This window comes from Pseudocoprococcus catus (assembly GCF_019734885.1).
GTDB classification, from domain to species: Bacteria; Bacillota; Clostridia; order Lachnospirales; family Lachnospiraceae; genus Coprococcus_A; species Coprococcus_A catus.
The window spans coordinates 38,025-56,318 of the sequence record NZ_JAAXCM010000005.1 but is presented as its reverse complement, the minus strand read 5'-3'; the positions used below and the strand labels follow the sequence as shown (position 1 = coordinate 56,318).

At 43.5% G+C, this 18,294-nt stretch carries 14 protein-coding genes; 13 read left to right on the top strand and 1 reads right to left on the bottom strand.

Going from position 1 to position 18,294, the window contains the following annotated elements; all coding sequences use genetic code 11:
* The gene (locus HED67_RS00315; protein WP_215631987.1) at positions 1-663 is read right to left on the bottom strand and encodes a Crp/Fnr family transcriptional regulator; all 663 of its coding nucleotides are present in this window, start codon (positions 661-663) and stop codon (positions 1-3) included.
* A gap of 85 nt (positions 664-748) precedes the next feature.
* Here HED67_RS00315 and hcp point away from each other — a divergent pair, with 85 nt between their 5' ends.
* The 13 genes from hcp to HED67_RS00250 all read left to right on the top strand — a co-directional run bounded on the left by hcp (position 749) and on the right by HED67_RS00250 (position 18,025).
* The gene (gene hcp / locus HED67_RS00310) at positions 749-2,347 is read left to right on the top strand and encodes a hydroxylamine reductase (RefSeq protein WP_221717166.1); all 1,599 of its coding nucleotides are present in this window, start codon (positions 749-751) and stop codon (positions 2,345-2,347) included.
* Between the two features lie 326 nt (positions 2,348-2,673).
* Positions 2,674-4,059: an ABC transporter substrate-binding protein gene (locus HED67_RS00305; protein WP_221717165.1), complete on the top strand. Its 1,386-nt coding sequence runs from the start codon at positions 2,674-2,676 to the stop codon at positions 4,057-4,059.
* Positions 4,060-4,209: 150 nt separating this feature from the next.
* Complete coding sequence (locus tag HED67_RS00300; RefSeq protein WP_117539193.1) at positions 4,210-5,052, top strand: carbohydrate ABC transporter permease; 843 nt, start codon at positions 4,210-4,212, stop codon at positions 5,050-5,052.
* Positions 5,053-5,889 (top strand): carbohydrate ABC transporter permease, encoded by an 837-nt coding sequence (locus HED67_RS00295; RefSeq protein ID WP_221717164.1) that lies wholly within the window; start codon positions 5,053-5,055, stop codon positions 5,887-5,889.
* A 112-nt stretch (positions 5,890-6,001) separates the two neighbouring features.
* A complete protein-coding gene (locus HED67_RS00290; protein ID WP_221717163.1) occupies positions 6,002-7,036 on the top strand; it encodes a LacI family DNA-binding transcriptional regulator in 1,035 nt (344 codons plus the stop codon).
* Positions 7,033-8,517, top strand: a complete 1,485-nt coding sequence (gene malQ, locus HED67_RS00285; RefSeq protein ID WP_221717162.1) for a 4-alpha-glucanotransferase — start codon at positions 7,033-7,035, stop codon at positions 8,515-8,517. Before HED67_RS00290 ends, malQ begins: the two co-directional genes overlap by 4 nt.
* A gap of 203 nt (positions 8,518-8,720) precedes the next feature.
* Positions 8,721-10,115 carry an alanine/glycine:cation symporter family protein gene (locus HED67_RS00280; RefSeq protein ID WP_221717161.1) on the top strand — a complete coding sequence of 465 codons (1,395 nt, stop codon included), beginning with the start codon at positions 8,721-8,723 and terminating at the stop codon, positions 10,113-10,115.
* 303 nt (positions 10,116-10,418) lie between these two features.
* On the top strand, positions 10,419-11,663 hold the full coding sequence (locus tag HED67_RS00275) for an ammonium transporter (RefSeq protein WP_221717160.1): 1,245 nt from the start codon (positions 10,419-10,421) through the stop codon (positions 11,661-11,663).
* A 99-nt stretch (positions 11,664-11,762) separates the two neighbouring features.
* Entirely contained in the window at positions 11,763-12,110 is a 348-nt protein-coding gene (locus HED67_RS00270) for a P-II family nitrogen regulator (RefSeq protein ID WP_215631996.1), read from the top strand.
* A gap of 364 nt (positions 12,111-12,474) precedes the next feature.
* Entirely contained in the window at positions 12,475-13,956 is a 1,482-nt protein-coding gene (locus HED67_RS00265) for a hypothetical protein (RefSeq protein ID WP_221717159.1), read from the top strand.
* Positions 13,957-14,331: 375 nt separating this feature from the next.
* Positions 14,332-16,071: a class I adenylate-forming enzyme family protein gene (locus HED67_RS00260; RefSeq protein ID WP_221717158.1), complete on the top strand. Its 1,740-nt coding sequence runs from the start codon at positions 14,332-14,334 to the stop codon at positions 16,069-16,071.
* A gap of 361 nt (positions 16,072-16,432) precedes the next feature.
* Positions 16,433-16,888, top strand: coding sequence for a MarR family winged helix-turn-helix transcriptional regulator (locus tag HED67_RS00255; RefSeq protein WP_221717157.1), 456 nt, complete (start codon positions 16,433-16,435; stop codon positions 16,886-16,888).
* Positions 16,889-16,963: 75 nt separating this feature from the next.
* Positions 16,964-18,025, top strand: a complete 1,062-nt coding sequence (locus tag HED67_RS00250; protein WP_215632000.1) for an FUSC family protein — start codon at positions 16,964-16,966, stop codon at positions 18,023-18,025.
* The last annotated feature ends 269 nt before the right edge of the window (positions 18,026-18,294 follow it).

The following is an 18,294-nucleotide window of genomic DNA, read 5'->3' as shown; positions in this document are numbered from 1 at the left end:
CTATTCTAATATTTTAAATTGGTTCTTATGATAATCTATCCGGCCTTCCCGGCGCAATTTGCTGAGTTCTGCGGACATAGCACTGCGCTCGACGCCGAGATAATCCGCCAACTCCTGGCGGTCATAAGGAATCGCAAAAATTCGGCTTTTATTTTGTTTGGCCTGCATCAGCAGATAAGCCATCAGCTTTTCCTTGGTGGTCCGTTTGGAAGTCAGCTCAATCTTCTGATTCAGCATAATGTTTTTGGCGGCAACAATATGTAGAAGGTTGGCGATAATCCGATTATGAAATTCACAGGAATTGCCGCAGGTGGTGATGACACGGCGGCAGTCCAGCAGAAGAATCTCACTGTCGGTAACTGCGGTTGCAGTGACCGGCAGTTTTTCTATGCCCGCGCAGGCAAAAGCTTCGCCAAAGAGCTGTGACGGCTCCATCATGGAAATGATATTGCGGTTGCCGAAAAAATCATCTTTGGCAATCTGGACTTTGCCGGTTAATACAACACCAATAAGACTTGCCGGTTCCCCTTCCCAGAAAATCGGCTGGTTCTTTGAATAGGAAGCAGTCCGTGCTCCGAGACAGGTCAGCATGCCATCTAAATCATCCTCAGAGATACCTTGAAAAAGTGCTGATTTTTTTATCACTGGAAAATATTCTCTCATAAAAGAACTCCTTTTGTTGGAATTACAACGTAACTTTTGGGCAAAGTATACTATGATAGGTTCATAAAGTCAAGGAGGTATTCCAATGGAAAATAATATGTTTTGTTTTCAGTGTGAGCAGACAGCCGGATGCGGCGGATGTACAGGCAGAGCAGGTGTCTGCGGCAAACAGGCAGATACGGCACAGCTTCAGGATCAACTGACAGGGGCACTCATCGGTCTTGCCCGTGCGGCAGAGGGAAATGTACCGGGACCTTCCACTGATAAAGTCATTATCGAGGGATTATTTACAACCGTCACAAATGTGAATTTTAATAATGAAACCATTAACGCTCTGATCAATCGTGTCCATGAGGAGAAGCATAAACTGGTGCCGGACTGTGGATCATGCGGTTCTCCATGCGGCAGAACAGAAGATTATGATATGAAAGGCATCTGGGAAGCAGATGAGGATATTCGTTCATTAAAATCACTGATTCTTTTTGGTATCCGAGGTATGGCAGCCTATGCTTATCATGCTGCTGTGCTTGGATACACTGACAAAGATGTTAATCAATTTTTCTATAAGGCTCTTTTTGTCATCGGTGAAAATTGGAAAGTGGATGAGCTTCTGCCGGTAGTTATGGAAGTGGGAGAAGTGAATCTGAAGTGTATGGCACTCCTGGATAAGGCCAATACAGAGACTTACGGGACGCCGGAGCCGACAACCGTTCCTTTAACTGTAGAAAAAGGCCCGTTTATTGTTGTGACAGGTCATGATCTGTATGATCTCAAACAGCTTTTGGAGCAGACAAAAGATAAGGGTATCAATATTTACACCCATGGCGAGATGCTTCCGGCTCATGCTTATCCTGAGTTGAAAAAATATCCGCATCTTAAAGGCAATTTCGGTACCGCATGGCAGAACCAGCAGAAAGAATTTGCCAATATGCCAGCACCGGTTCTGTTTACAACCAACTGTCTGATGCCGCCGAAAGCAAGTTATGCAGACAGAGTATTTACTACAGAGATGGTGTCTTATCCGGAAATCGTGCATATCGGCGATGAAAAAGATTTCTCACCGGTGATCGAGAAAGCACTGGAACTTGGTGGTTATAAGGAAGATCAGCATTTTACCGGCATCAACGGCGGGCATGAAGTGACAACCGGTTTTGGTCACGGCACAATTCTGTCAGTGGCTGATAAAGTGGTTGAAGCGGTTAAAGCCGGAGATATCCGTCATTTCTTCCTGGTGGGCGGCTGTGACGGTGCAAGACCGGGCAGAAATTATTTCACGGATTTTGTGAAGCAGACACCAAAGGATAGCATTGTACTGACATTAGCCTGTGGTAAGTACCGTTTTAACGATTTAGATCTGGGAACCATTGGCGGTCTGCCTCGCCTTATGGATATGGGACAATGTAATGATGCTTATGGCGCGATCCAAGTGGCAGTGGCGTTGGCCAATGCCTTTGGCTGTGGTGTCAATGATCTGCCGCTGTCCATGGTACTGTCCTGGTATGAGCAGAAAGCGGTCTGCATCCTGCTGACGCTGCTGCATCTCGGCATCAAGAATATTCTTCTCGGACCGACACTGCCGGCATTTATCTCACCAAATGTACTGAAGATTCTGGTGGATACCTACAATATCGGTGCGGTGACAACACCGGAAGCAGATATGGCGCGATGCCTTGGAAGAGAGTAATAATTGCGATAATGAGTGAAACTCATAAAGCGTGTTTTATCTCGTCAGGGCAGAGAGCGTGCAGTCTGAGACGAATTTTTAACGATGTCGAAAATAGTCAGAAAAACAGGCGAATCTCATGATGAGAATGGCAAAAACAGGAAAACAGCATGTCAATCTGCACAAAAACAGAGACTTAAAATATGAATAACTAACAATTTGACAAAAAAGCAAGAGAATTCTCTTGCTTTTTTTGTTGAAGTGGTATATGATGTAATTACAGAGTTGGAAACGTTTCCAGAAACGTTTCCGGGAAGGTTTTATCTTTAAAACGAGGAGGAATCATAATGAAAAAAAGAAGTTTATTAGCTTTGGCCATGGTTGGCGCACTCAGTGTTTCCATGCTTGCAGGCTGTGGCAGCTCTTCAACAAAAGAGACACAGGCTCCTGCAGGTTCTGAGGCAGCAACAGAGGCAGCAACAGAGGCAGCGAAAGAAAGCACAGCAGCAGGCGACGGCAAGGTTTATTATCTGAACTTTAAGCCTGAACAGGATGCACAGTGGCAGGAACTGGCTAAGCTGTACACAGAAGAGACTGGTGTTCCTGTAACAGTTTTAACAGCTGCATCAGGTAATTATGAGACAACACTGAAGTCAGAGATGGCTAAGACAGATGCACCAACATTATTCCAGGTAAATGGTCCTGTTGGTCTGGCTTCTTGGAAAGATTACTGCTACGATCTGAAGGATTCTAAGATCGCAGGTGAACTGACAAATGATGAATTTGCTCTGATGGATGGCGATTCTATGGCAGGTATCGGCTATGTTATCGAGACATACGGCATCATTTACAATAAAGCCCTTCTTGAAAAAGCAGGTTATACACAGGATGATATCAAGAGCTTTGATGATCTGAAGAAAGTTGCTGAAGACATCACAGCACGTAAGGATGAGCTTGGCTTCTCAGCCTTTACATCCGCAGGTATGGATGGCTCTTCTGACTGGAGATTCAAGACACATCTTGCAAATCTTCCAATCTACTATGAATACAAAGCAGACGACATCGATACAACAGATGCCATCAAAGGTACATACCTTGACAACTATAGAAATATCTGGAATCTTTACATCAACAACGCAACATGTGATCCGTCCCTTCTTTCCACAAAGACAGGTGATGATGCAGTTGCTGAATTCGTAACAGAACAGGCTGTATTCTATCAGAATGGTACATGGGCATACAACGATGTTGCAGAACTCGGTGATGACAACCTTGGCATGCTGCCAATCTACATCGGTGCTGAAGGTGAAGACAAACAGGGTCTTTGTACAGGTACAGAGAACTACTGGTGTGTTAACAGCAAAGCAAGCGAAGCAGATATCCAGGCTACACTTGATTTCATGTACTGGTGTGTAACATCTGAAGTTGGTACAAAAGCTATGTGCGGCGGCGAAAGTGCAATGCCATCCGGTGACGCAGGCATGGGCTTCGTTATTCCTTTCAAAGGCAATCTTGAATCATCTAATCCTCTGGTTAACATCGCTAACCAGTATGTAGCTGATGGCTATACACCAGTTGCATGGACATTCTCCACAATGCCTTCAGAAGAATGGAAGAACGGTGTTGGTTCTGCTCTGACAACATACGCAGCAGACCAGACAGATGATAACTGGGCAGCAGTTGTAAGTGCATTCGTAGACGGATGGGCTAAAGAAGCAGCAGCTTCCAAATAATCAGGAACGCAAACGGTTTTATATCGTAACTGTAGATTAAAAGACAGTGGGCGGGCATCCCTTGCCCGCCCACTGGTTTTTTATGCGGGTAGAATCTGCCAAGCATATTTGGACTCGCACTGTTATCAACTTAAGAGGGAGGTTGATTCTGTGGAAAAGGCTATTAAACGTTATCTTCCGATATTCGTTTTACCGACTCTGGCTGCATTTATCATAGGCTTTATCGCGCCGTTTATTATGGGTGTTGGACTGTCCTTTTGTGAATTTACGACAGTCAAAGATGCGAAATTTGTAGGTATCAGCAATTATGTAAAAGCATTTCAGGATACAATTTTCAGACATTCGTTTTGGTATACGGCACTTTTTGCGATTGTATCACTGATAGTGATTAATGTCTGCGCCTTTGCACTGGCGCTGGCTCTGACTAGGAAAATGAGAGGAACAAACATCTTCAGGACGATTTTCTTTATGCCGAACCTGATCGGTGGTATTGTTCTTGGATATATATGGCAGCTGATTTTTAACGGTATTCTTGCAAAATATTCCACAGCGCTGGCATTGAACCAGTGGCTGGGCTTCTGGGGACTGATCATTCTGGTATCCTGGCAGCAGATTGGTTATATGATGATCATCTATATTGCCGGACTTCAGTCTATTCCTGGAGAAGTTATGGAAGCAGCACAGATTGACGGTGCCAACAGCTGGCAGCGCTTATGGAAAGTTACCATTCCGATGATGATGCCGTCTATTACGATTTGTACATTCTTATCCATTACCAACGGATTTAAGCTTTTCGACCAGAACCTGTCATTGACAGCTGGTGAGCCGTCCAAATTATCTGAAATGATGGCGCTGAATATTTACAACACATTCTATGGCCGTTCAGGATGGGAAGGTGTTGGGCAGGCTAAAGCGGTTATTTTCTTTGTCATCGTTGTGGCTATTGGTCTTGTTCAGCTGAGAGCAACACGTTCGAAGGAGGTGCAGCAGTAAATGAAGAACAAAAAGACATTGAGCTGGATCGGTACAATCTTTTTTACTATATTGGGTCTCGTTTATATTGCACCGATTATTATTGTATTATTTAACTCATTTAAGAAGAAATCATTTATCAATCTGGAACCCTTTAAGCTTCCGTCAGCGAAGAACTTCATTGGTTTGGACAACTATACAACTGCATTGAATCAGTATGGTCTGCTGAAGGCTGTAGGATGGACAGTATTTATTACTGTGGGTTCTGTTATCGTTATTCTGATCTGTACTTCTATGTGTGCATGGGCAATTACCCGAGTGAAGAATAAGTTTACGAATGCATTTTATTTATTATGTGTTTTCTCAATGGTTGTACCATTTCAGATGGTCATGTTTACATTGTCATTAATCGCGGACCGACTGAGATTAAATACACCTTGGGGCATCATTATTATTTATCTGGGATTTGGTGCCGGGTTGGCCGTCTTTATGTTCTGCGGTTTTGTTAAATCCATTCCTATTGAAATAGAAGAAGCGGCTATGATTGACGGATGCAATCCGGTGCGTACATTCTTCTCAGTTGTATTGCCGATCATGCAGCCAACTTATATTTCAGTGGGTATTCTTGAGACAATGTGGATCTGGAATGACTTCCTGCTGCCATATCTTGTTTTGGATATTAATAAATATAAGACGATTTCCATCGCAATCCAGTATATGAAGGGCAGTTATGGACGAGTAGATATGGGCGCGATCATGGCGGCGCTGATTATGGCGGTTATTCCTGTTATTATCTTTTATCTTGCCTGCCAGAAATATATTATCGAGGGTGTTGCAGCCGGTGCTGTTAAGGGTTAGAATTATATGCGGAAATCCTGCTGAGAAATGTGTCTGCGAAGCAGACTGACATTTTGTATCAGGATTCGCAGACAGATATTGAATCTGAAACCTGAAGAGAGAGGTAAAAACTGTGACAATAAAAGACATTGCAAAGGAAGCCGGATATTCCGTAGGTACAGTCTCAAGGGTACTGAATAATCATCCGGATGTTTCTGACAAGGCCAGGAAAAAGGTCATGGCCGTTGTCAAAAAAAATCATTTTAAACTGAACAATAATGCGAAGCATCTGAAACAGCAGTCTAACAGTGGTATTGCAGTGATTGTCAAAGGTAATAATAACATGCTTTTTGCAACGATTGTTGAAAAGCTTCAGGGATTGATCAAAGAGCGTGGCTATGTCTGTCTGATCTACTATATTGATGAGGATGAGAATGAAGTTGAACAGGCACTGCAGATTTGTCGTGAACGGCAGCCCATGGGCATTCTTTTTCTAGGCAGCGATTTAGAGTATTATCGCGGTCGTTTTGGGGATGCCGGCATTCCGGGGCTGCTGGTTACAAACTCGGCAGAGGGGATGGAACTTGAGAATCTTTCAAGCGTCAGTACGGATGATGAAGGTGCGGCACAGACGGCGATAGAGTATCTGTTCACGCTGGGACACAGAGAAATCGGTGTATTAGGCGGCAAATTGGAGAATTCTTACGCAGCAAGATCCAGATATATGGGCTGCCGGAGAGCATTTGAACTCCGTGGACGGAATTTTGACAGGAGCCGACAGTATGAAGGTGCCAGATTTTCTATGGAAGATGGTTATCATGGCATGCTGAGAATGCTGAACAAGATGCCTGAGGTGACAGCCGTTTTTGCTATGTCAGATGTGATGGCGATTGGGGCCATTCGGGCCATCAAAGACCGGGGCCTTCGGGTACCGGAAGATATTTCGGTGATTGGCTTTGATGGTATTGTACTCAGTCAGTATATGTGTCCGAGATTGACGACCATCAAGCAGGATAGTGAGATTATTGCCAGACGTAGTCTGGAGATACTGCTTGGCAATATCCGGGAGGAGCTTCCGGTGACGTATGAGAGAATTCCGTCACTTTTTATAAGGGGTGAAAGTACCTGCGCTCTGTTAGAACAGAATAAAGGAGATGAGAAAAAGTGAGGAAAAGCGGTATTTTGATGCACCTGGCGTCTCTGCCGTCTGAATACGGCGTTGGAACGATGGGGGCAGCGGCAAGAAAGTTTGCTGATTTCCTCAGCGATGCAGGCCAGCAGTATTGGCAGCTTCTGCCAATCTGTCCGACCAGTTACGGTGATTCGCCGTATCAGTCCTTTTCTACATTTGCAGGCAATCCTTATTTCATTGATTTGGATTTGCTGGCGTCTGAAGGGCTTTTGGATAAAAAAGAATATGTATCTGTTAATTGGGGTGATGATGTATCACGAATTGATTATGGAAGACTTTATGAACAACGCTATCCGGTCTTAAAATTGGCCGCAAAACGTTTTTTGGAAAATGAACCGGAAGATTTTGAGACATTTTGCGAGCTGCAGGCTTTCTGGCTGGAAGATTATGCGCTGTTTATGACATTGAAGGATGCCCATGACGGCTGTTCATGGTGGCAGTGGGAGGATGAACTGAAAAGACGCGATCATTCGGCCATTGATAAAGTACGCGAAACAATGGCTGAACAGATTGCTTTCTGGAAAGTGCTGCAGTATTTCTTCTTCCGTCAGTGGAAGAGTCTGAAGCAGTATGTCAATGACAAAGGCATTGATTTTATCGGTGATCTGCCGATTTATGTTTCCCAGGACAGTGTGGATGTCTGGGCCCATCCGGAACTTTTCCAGCTGGATGAGAATCTGATGCCGAAGGAAGTTTCCGGTTGTCCGCCGGATGGCTTTTCTGCCACAGGACAGTTGTGGGGCAATCCGCTCTTTGACTGGGACAAGATGGCAGAAGATGATTATGCATGGTGGGTTGGAAGAATCGATTATTTCTGTCATATTTATGATGTACTGAGAATCGACCATTTCCGAGGCTTTGATTCTTATTTTGCGATTCCGTATGGCGCTGAGACAGCCAAAGACGGTTACTGGAAGCAGGGGCCGGGCATGAAACTTTTCAATGCGGTGGAAGCCAAGATTGGTAAACAGCCGATTATTGCCGAAGATTTAGGCTTTCTGACAGACTCTGTCAAGAAACTTTTGGCTGACAGCGGATTTCCGGGTATGAAAGTCTTTGAATTGGGCTTTGACAGCAGGGATACCAATGGCAACGGCTATCAGCCGCATAACTTTATCAGGGACTGTGTGGCTTATACAGGAACTCATGACAATGATACTATTCAGGGCTGGTTTGCATCCGCGGATCCTGTTGATGCCGAATGGGCCAGAGAATACTTTCGACTGACCAAAGAGGAAGGCTATCACTGGGGTATGATGCGGGCTTTGTGGGGCAGTGTGGCAGACACAGCCATCGTGCAGGCGCAGGATCTTCTGGGACTTGGCAGCGAAGCCAGAATGAACGAGCCGTCCACTGTGGGGCGGAACTGGCAGTGGCGGGCATTGCCGGGAGTGTTCACAGAAGAACTGGCACAGAAGATACATCGGATGATGGTGCTGTATGAGAGAGTGAACTAAAACAGAATTTAAGAGAGAGATTATATAAAGCGGCCGTGAGTGGAAAACTCACGGTCGTTTTTTAGAGTCCTATCAGATAGAATATAAAAGACAAGTTAGTATTGAGCTTTTAACTTTTTTACTGTATACTGTTAAAGGTGAAAGTGATAAAGCACAACTTTTAATAACTATGGCGTTTTGCTATTTAGGGAAGGAAATTTAGAATGTTTATTGTACAGCTTATTGAAGCCACCTACAATTTTCTGTGGGGCGACTTATTTCAAATTCCGCTGCCGGGCGGCGGTTCTATCGGCATTTCACTGCTGATTATATTTCTTGTGCCGGCGGCGGTTTATTTTACGATTCGTACGCGTTTTATGCAGCTTCGCCTGTTCCCGGATATGGTGCGTGCACTGACGGAACAAAAGAGCGGGGAAAATGGTCTGTCACCTTTTCAGACTTTGATTGTATCCACGGCCACCCGTGTCGGTATGGGGAATCTTGTGGGTGTTGTAGCGGCTATTTCTGCCGGTGGTGCAGGCGCCGTTTTCTGGATGTGGATCATGGCGGTTTTGGGTTCAGCCACAGCTTTTATTGAGGCCACACTGGCACAGCTTTATAAAGAAAAAGACCCGCTCTACGGCGGTTATCGCGGTGGACCGGCTTATTATATTCACCGCTTTTTCGAGCGCAAAGAAGGCAGGAAGAAAAGGTATGTTCTGCCGGCGGTATTATTTGCCATTTCGGGTCTGATCTGCTGGTGCGGTATCAGTCAGGTCATCAGTAATTCGGTTTCGGAATCATTTAACAATGCCTTTAACATTCCGCCGCTTTATACAACGATCGCACTGGTAATTTTGGCGGCTGTGATCGTGCTCAGGAAAAATGCGACGGTCAAGGTGCTGGATGTATTGGTACCGGTGATGGCCGTTTTATATTTTGTGATCACATTGATTATCATCGGAATGAATATAACGGCATTGCCGGGGGTTTTTCAGCGTATTTTTGAAGAAGCTTTCGGCATCCGGCAGTTTGCCGGCGGAAGTTTTGGCGCTATTTTGATGAATGGTGTAAAACGCGGCTTGTTTTCCAATGAGGCCGGTTCGGGTTCTGCACCTTGTGCGGCAGCTGCTGCAGAGGGAAAGACACCGGTGACCATGGGACTGGTTCAGTCTCTTGGCGTCTTTATCGATACCATTGTGATTTGCAGCTGCACCGCATTTATTATGCTGCTTGTACCGCAGGAAGTGACAGATGGTCTGTCAGGTATGGCACTTTTGCAGACGGCCATGGAATTTCATCTGGGGCGATTTGGCGTGATTTTTATTGCAGTCACATTAGCTATGTTCAGTTTTTCAACATTTCTCGGTATTCTTTTTTATGCCCGATCTAATGTGGCGTACCTTTTTGGTGATAAATGGTGCTGGCAGACGGCCTATAAAGTATTGGCGCTGGTTATGCTGTTCATCGGCGGTATTGCCGCCTATACATTTGTATGGGATCTGGGTGATGTGGGCATCGGCCTGATGACATTGTTTAATATTTCAATCCTATATCCGTTGTCGAAGGAGGCATTTCAGGCACTGGGCCAGTATGAGAAAGAGAAAACGGAGAAATAGGATTTTTGTAAAGTATTTAAGTCATTTGCATCGGATAATGCCTAGCAAAGTTGATATTTGGTAAAGACGGTAAATTTTGTAAAAAAGTACTTGCCATCTGTTTTAAAGTCTGCTATGATAGTGCCAGACAAAGACGTCAGAAGAATATATCTTTTGGCGTCTTTTTTTTATTCGTAGGAAATGACCTTTCCTATAGAGTTCATTCAGCGCGCGCATATTTTGAACGAACGAATTTTGAATACGAATCGAGAGATGACTGATCTGAGAAAAGATGGATTCGAGAGATGATTGGAGGAATATGTGATGAATGCAGGAGATACTGGTTTTATGATGATTTGTGCCGCCATGGTGTTCTTTATGACACCGGGACTGGCCTTCTTTTATGGCGGACTTGTCCGCAGGAAAAATGTTGTCAATACGATGCTGGCTTGTACAGCCCTGATGGGTCTGTCTGTGGTGATGTGGGTTTTGTTTGGCTATTCGTTGTCATTTGGCGGCAATCATGCCGGTATTATCGGCGATTTCAGATGGTTTGCGTTAAATGGCATTGCTATAAATGAGGCAGGGCCTTATGCAGCCACCATTCCGCATCTTGTATTTGTTGCTTTTCAGATGATGTTTGCCATGATTACCCCTGCATTGGTTACAGGTTCTCTGGTTGGCCGAGTGAGATTTAAAGCGTTATTTATCTTTATTTTGCTGTGGTCGGTTGTTGTTTATTATCCGATGGCCCATATGGTATGGGGAGAAGGCGGATTTCTGGCAGAAATCGGTTCTGTGGATTTTGCCGGCGGCAATGTGGTCCATATCAGTTCCGGTGTCAGTGCCCTTGTATTTGCCATGATTCTTGGTAGAAGAAAAGGCTATGGCAGTACCGCTTACAAGGTTCATAATATTCCATTTGTGGCCCTTGGTGCTTTTATTCTCTGGTTCGGCTGGTTTGGATTCAATGCAGGAAGTGCCCTTGGTGCCAATGGACTGGCAGCCCATGCATTTATGACAACGGCACTTGCCAGTGCCAGCGCTATGATGTCCTGGATGTTGATCGATGTGATCAAAGACGGCAAGCCGACCCTTGTAGGTGCTTCCACCGGTTTGGTGGTTGGTCTGGTAGCCATTACACCCGGGGCAGGCTTTGTACCGATCTGGTCAGCGATTATTATCGGTGCAGCGGTCAGCCCGATCTGCTGTTTTACAATTTCATTTTTGAAGGGTAAGCTGAAAATTGATGATGCACTGGACGCTTTTGGCTGTCATGGCATTGGCGGTATCTGGGGTGGCATTGCTACTGGTTTCTTTGCCAAGAGCGCTATCAACAGTGTGGCCCGCTGGGACGGTTTTATCTATGGCGATTATCATCTTCTGTTGGCACAGATCATCGGTATTGTGGTGACTGCGGCGGTTGCAGTTGTCGGTACATTGATTTGTCTGGCGGTCGTCAGAATCTTTACACCGCTTCGTGTGGATGAGAGAGAAGAAAAAATAGGTCTGGATATTTCCCAGCATGGTGAGAGTGCTTATCCGACATTCAATGGTCTGGATTCATAATGACGGAGTGAATGGTGCTTATATTCAGAACTTGTAAGTCAGGACTGAATAGTTACAGAAATAAAAGTATGATTTGCATAATAAAGGAGCGGACAGATTATGATGATAAAAATAGAAGCCATTGTGCGTGAGGAAGTTTTTGAGGATGTCAAGGAAGCACTGAATAAAATAGAAGTCAACGGCATTACCGTTTCACAGGTCATGGGGTGCGGGGCACAGCGTGGTTACAAAAAGCGCGTGCGTGGTACGGAAGTAGATGTGATGATGCTGCCGAAAATTAAGTTTGAAATTGTCGTATCCTCAGAAGAATGGGAGCAGAAAACCATTGCTGCGATTCAGAAAGCCGCTTTCACAGGCGAAGTCGGTGACGGCAAGATTTTCAGTTATGAGATTCGCTCGGCTATGAAAATACGAACAAGAGAATGCGGATATGACGCATTGAATTAAACGATATTTTAATGTCAGGATCGTTATTAGACAATCCTGACATTTTTATTTACGCGAGCAACGAGCCAAAGTCCGTGCTTGCACGAGACCCTGGCGTTGCTAAGCGCCAGTGGCGCTTGTTTAGCAACGACCGAAACGGAGTGTAGAGGCCGCGATAACTTGAGAAACTCGCGGAGCGTGTTTCTCCTAGTTGGTTGATTTTTGAAGAAGGGGGGCTTAATATAAAGAACTGGATCTTTAGAGGCGAAAATAATGATACAACTTTTTCCATTTTGGGATGAATTGGAGTGCTGTTGACAAAAATGGAATCCTGATGGATAATGATATGCAGAGGGAGAACGACAATAGAAGGAGTGTTATAAAAATGGGAACTGTGGAAAAAAATCGTTTTAGTGAGTTATTGGAGGAACTGCTAAATACGGCTGAGATTAAGAATGCAAATCTTGCCAAGTCTCTGCAGTATGACGTCAGCTATATCAGCAAATGGATCAGCGGACGTATGCTGCCGGCGGAGAAGACGAAGCGCAAAGTTTTACAAGGGATCAGTCATGAAATTGTTAAACAGGGTTCAAAAGAGGGTTGTGAAATATTAAGTTCCAATTATCAGGTTGTTTCAGAAGAGGAACTTGAAGCTGTTATCTATGATAATCTTGAGGCAGAATATGATTATGTACAGGAGCTGCAGCGGACATACGGTATGTCCATCGAACCGAAGACACACTTTTTTGCAAGTCTGAGTCCGGCACAATATATAGCGAAAATGCATCATCCGGTGCTTAGAAGAGTCCAGATGTTGAATATTATGGCTGAGATGGATCTTCTGGCACTGGTTCATGAATACAGGCTTCAGATTGTTCAGGGAGATATGCGTAAAGAGGCTTATCGTTATTATCCGGATGTACATTTTTCACTGCTTATCGATCTTGCACCGGAGAAGATAGATTATACATATGATCCGATATTTTTATTGAATATGATTGCAGATATGTCCCGGGTTGACTTTAATTTTTATAAAGGAAGTCAGGCGGCAGGCCGTATGATTTTTGCAGTTAAAGATGATTTTCTGATTAGTGGCATGCTGATGAAAGATGACAGATGTATGGGTGTGACAATCAGCACGGATGCAGAAAACTGTAATCCGATTTATTACAGTATTGCGGATATCTGTACAAGAGAAATGCTTCTTTGCAGAAAGACAACGATGAATGAGATGATTGAATCCAATGATTATGTACATTCTTTACTGGCAATGAACAAGAAGTGTTTGATCGGTCATATGACGGAGCATTTTCTGCCGGATGATCTTTTTGAGGAATTATTGGAGATAGTAAAGACGAAAAGTGATGTCAATTTTGATGAGGCAGCCCTCAGATATCTTCATGCATTGACAAAGAAAGCCCTGGAAGAGACAGTGCTTGAGATTATGATCGACAGTGATGCATTTTTTAATCTGGCTGTAGAGAATGAACTGGATTTTTTTGATTATAAAATACGATTGTCATTGGTTCAGAGGAAAAAATATATCAGTTATTTACAGCAGTTATGTAATCAAAGGGACAATTTGAAGATTAAGCTGATTTATGGTCAGGTTGTGTCGGATTTCCAGTATAATCTGACACAGTGTATATTCCTTTCCGATACGATTTCATATTTGCGTCTGGATACAAAGAGCAGTGAGAATGATCTGATTGTTTTGAATCACCCGGATATGCAGGTGATTTTCACGCAGTTTTTTGATACGGTATGGAATGGGGAATGTGGAGAGGTTCTTTCAAGTAAGGAGGAAATTGATTCCTTTATTGAGCAGATTCTTCATCGCATTTCTATTCTGGAAAGTGTCGAATAGAATTTGCACAGAAAAATGCATGATAAATACCGGTTAAATTCCTGTAAACAAAGTATTTACAGGAATTTAACCGGTATTTTTTTGCGACTATTCAGACGATTTAAAATAGAGATTCCATTTTATTCCATTCGATTCCCAATATTTTATGTTAAACTATGACATGTATCGACAGAAGTGTAAAAAGAATTTGTAAAAAAGTCGAATGATCGGAATGAGTGTATAATTGTAGCAACTCAGACAATTTACGATTTCGATAATGATGTAAAGTTTAGATAATGATGTAAAGTTTACTTGAAATTCGGAAGTGAAGAAGTAAACAAAGAAGTGTTTAAGAGAAGTCGATACAATCATCTGAATTTATGGAGGGAAAACGACATGAGTCAAGTGTTAACAGGAAAACCGAGTGTAGATAAACCATGGATGCAGTACTATCCGGAACAGCTGATTAAAAATTTGAAAGTTCCAAACAGTACAATTGGAGAATATTTGGCAGCAGCCTGTCCGGGCAAGGATGTTACAGCCATTCATTATTATGGCAAGGATATTACATGGGCACAGATTGAAACAGAAGTTAATAGAGTAGCGAAGGCGTTAAAGGCCGTTGGATTTGGTGTTGGGGATCAGATTCCGATGTTTTTGCGTTCCGTACCGGAATTTATCTATCTTCTTCTGGCAGCAGAAAGAATTGGTGCATCTCTTCTTTGCAGAGACAATACAATTGAAGAAAATGTTGAAGCAGTAAAGAAAGCCAATGCCAAAGTTATTATTGCACATGATTTCCTTTCTCAGTGCGATCTGAATGCTTATAGAAATGAAGCAGGTGTTCAGCAGATTGTTCTTTTAAAACCACTCCGCAGTGGTGATAGGAGTTCCATGCCGGATTACTGCAAAGACGCTCTCAATGATTTATATACAGATTATCCGGCCTATGGTCCGACGACGATCAGCTGGGATGAATTCATTGAATTAGGAGATGCATATACTGGTGAAGTAGATGCACCGCGCGATATTAAACGTCCATTATTCCGTGCTTATACAAGTGGTTCTACAGGCCCTTCCAAGCAGGTTATCCATAGTGCATGTACAATGCTGGGCGCGATTCAGCAGATGAACTTCTACGGTGATTCCAGTGAATTCCGTCCGACATGGCTGGTAACGATTCTTCCTCCTGTACTGGTTGCAGTCGTTGTCTCCATGCTTCTGCTTCCGTTGTCATCCAACAAACTTCTGATTATGGATCCGTTTGTGGATGTCAAGGATATTGACCTTGAGATGATGCGTTATCGTCCAAACTGCTGGCCTCTGATTCCGATGTTCATTGAAATCATCATGAGAAACGGTCGTATTCCGGATGATTATGATATGTCTCATCTATTCTCAGCGGGGGCAGGATGTGAAGCCTACAACAATAATCAGTTGAAGAGAGCACAGAAGTTCCTGAACGACCATAATTGTAATGCTCGTTTCACAATTGGTTACGGATGCAGTGAAGCCGGTTCTAATATCGGTCTTCCGATGTCTGCACAGCCTTTAGGTGATGGTAATGTTGGTATTCCTATGCCGCTTACAACGATTTCTATTTTCAAACCGGGCACAGAAGAAGAGCTCACTTATAATGAAATGGGTGAAATCTGTCAGTGCGGACCAGCGACAATGATCGGTTATGACAGCAAGAGTGCCACAGAAGAAGCAATCAAGATCCATTCAGATGGTACAAGATGGCTGCATACAGGCGATATCGGTTATATGACAGAAGATGGTACGCTCTATGCTTTGACACGTGGAAAGGCACCGCGTTTTAACGGTGGAGATCTTGCAACACTTCCGATGGAGAATCGTCTGGCAGATGCCAATATCGAAGGTATTGACGATGAATTCTTTGTGATCATGCCGGATCCGAATCATCATCGTTGCTTCCTGCCATACCTGTTTGTTGTTTTGGATAAAGGTTATACAGTAGATGATGTTCGTGAACAGATTCTGGATTGTCTTGAAGAATATATGCATCCGGTAAAAATTATTCAGCTTCCGGAGCGGCCATTCTTCCATTTCAAGACAAATCGTATTGGTCTTGCACATGACATTGAAGCAGGTAAGTTTGGTGAATTCGAATAAATAAAATAATATAACAGAAAAGTATAATAAAGGCAGTCTGTATTCATTGCGAGTATGGACTGTTTTTTTTATGTAATAGGAAATTCCGTTGGAACTCCCTATTACATAAAAAGGCACTGCGTGCCAGAAAGCGCAGTTCGCGGAGAGGAATATATAGCTGTGCTATCCGCTCGCGCGCGAAAGTGTGCGTTAAGCGCACACTTTGTTGTATATTTGGGTAAAATACTTGACGGAATAAAAAATTAGCTGTATGATATCTAACAGACTAAATAGTTTACATTGTAAACTATTTGCGGTGATGATATGGAATTGGAACTACCTGACAGGATTTGATGGATAGAAGGCGAATAGGATATACGGAATGAGAAATACAGAAAAGGATCAAAATTGGAGAGAAATGATCAGAAAGCAGGGAGAACTCAGACATTTTGGCAGCATGGCGATTCGCAAAAGCAGTAAAGGCGATATGATCTCGGCACAGGAGGTTGATCTCTTATTCAGGACCGCTTTGTCGGTGGGCATGATGACTCCGGGCCAATTGGCATTGGATATGGGGGTCAGCAAGACGATCATCAGCCGGCTGATAGAAAGCCTGGAGAAAAAGAGGTTGATCGTGAAAGAGAGAACACAGACGGATCGGAGAAGCTATGGTGTCAGTGTGACAGAAGCTGGCAAAGAAGAAGTGGATCGGATGTATTATTACTATCTGGATCCGCTGTATACATTGAGAGAACAGATGGAGACGGAAGATTTTGAGAAGTTATTCAGTCTTATTGAAGAAGCTAATAATATTTTGAATAAGACAAACTGCAGATAGGCAGCAGAATGCAGATAGCATCTGCGGAGTTTGCAGTGAACCGGTCAGAAATAGAAAGGAACAGGTGAAAGTTTAATGACATTTTATCAGGAATTGCAGCTGAGCTCCACAGGCTCCAAGCAATTGATCAGGAACACAACAGATAAGAAAGAAAAGCGCAGACACATTTTAATTTATAATTTTAAAGTTTATCTGGTGATGGCCTTCTGTTTTGCAGTTGTTACTTTATATAGTATGATTTTCGGATCAGACAACAGTGTGGCAGGGGTCGTATTCCTTCTGGCGCTGCTTGTCCTTCGACAGGCAGATTTTGGAATCAGAACCCATCATGGCCTGTTGTGTATCCTGGGTATTTTTACAATTTTGATTGTCGGACCGAGAGTGTCCAATATGGTTTCCCCGTGGCCGGCTTTTGCCATTAATCTGTGTTGTATTTTCGTGCTGATGGTTCTTGGCTGTCACAACGTGATTATGTATAACCATTCAACATTTGTATTGGGATATTTATTGCTGCAGGGGTACGATGTCAGTGGCAGATCTTATTATTTGAGAGTGATCGGACTTCTGATCGGAATGTTGATTTGCATGGCTGTATTTTATAAAAATCAGCATAACCGTCCTTATAGAAGACATTTTCTGGACATTTTCAGAGAATTCAATATTCGTTCCGCCAGAAACTGGTGGTATATCAAATTGACGCTGGTTGTATCTACCGCATTGCTGATTTTCTCATTGCTTGAGCTGCCGAGAGCCATGTGGGCAGGAATTGCCTGTATGTCCGTCTGTTTGCCGTTTTCATCAGATATCATCGAACGTGCCAAAAAGAGAGGACCGTATAATATCGCAGGATGTTTGATATTCATCGTGTTGTATTATGCTTTGCCGGCAGAACTGCATCCCTATATCGGTATCATCGGCGGAATCGGCGTAGGCTACTCTGCAGGATATGCATGGCAGACCGTCTTCAACACCTTCGGAGCCCTCTCCATCGCGGCAGGACTCTTTGGCGTAGCAGGTGCTGTCGCACTTCGAATCGGAGCCAACGTCTTTGGATCGATCTATACCGTATTATTCGACAAAGCCATGAATAAAATTGTGCAGTTAGTGGATAGTCGGGAGTGCAGGAAAACAGTGTAAATCCGTATTCTACATAGTTGATAAAAATAAAACCATAAGATATTTCTTACGGATGAAAAATAGAGTCGGTTAGTTTTATTTAAAAGATGTGACATTTGAATGAAGTTTAAATAAACAGCTGCGAAATTCATAGACTTCAGAAAAGGGAAAATAAAGCCAGACGTTGGCAGCGAGAGCGGCCTGCTATGAACTCTGGCTTTATTTTCCCTTTTGACAGAACTAGGAATTTCGCAGCGTTAAATAAAATAATTGTAACTGTTCAGAGCCAA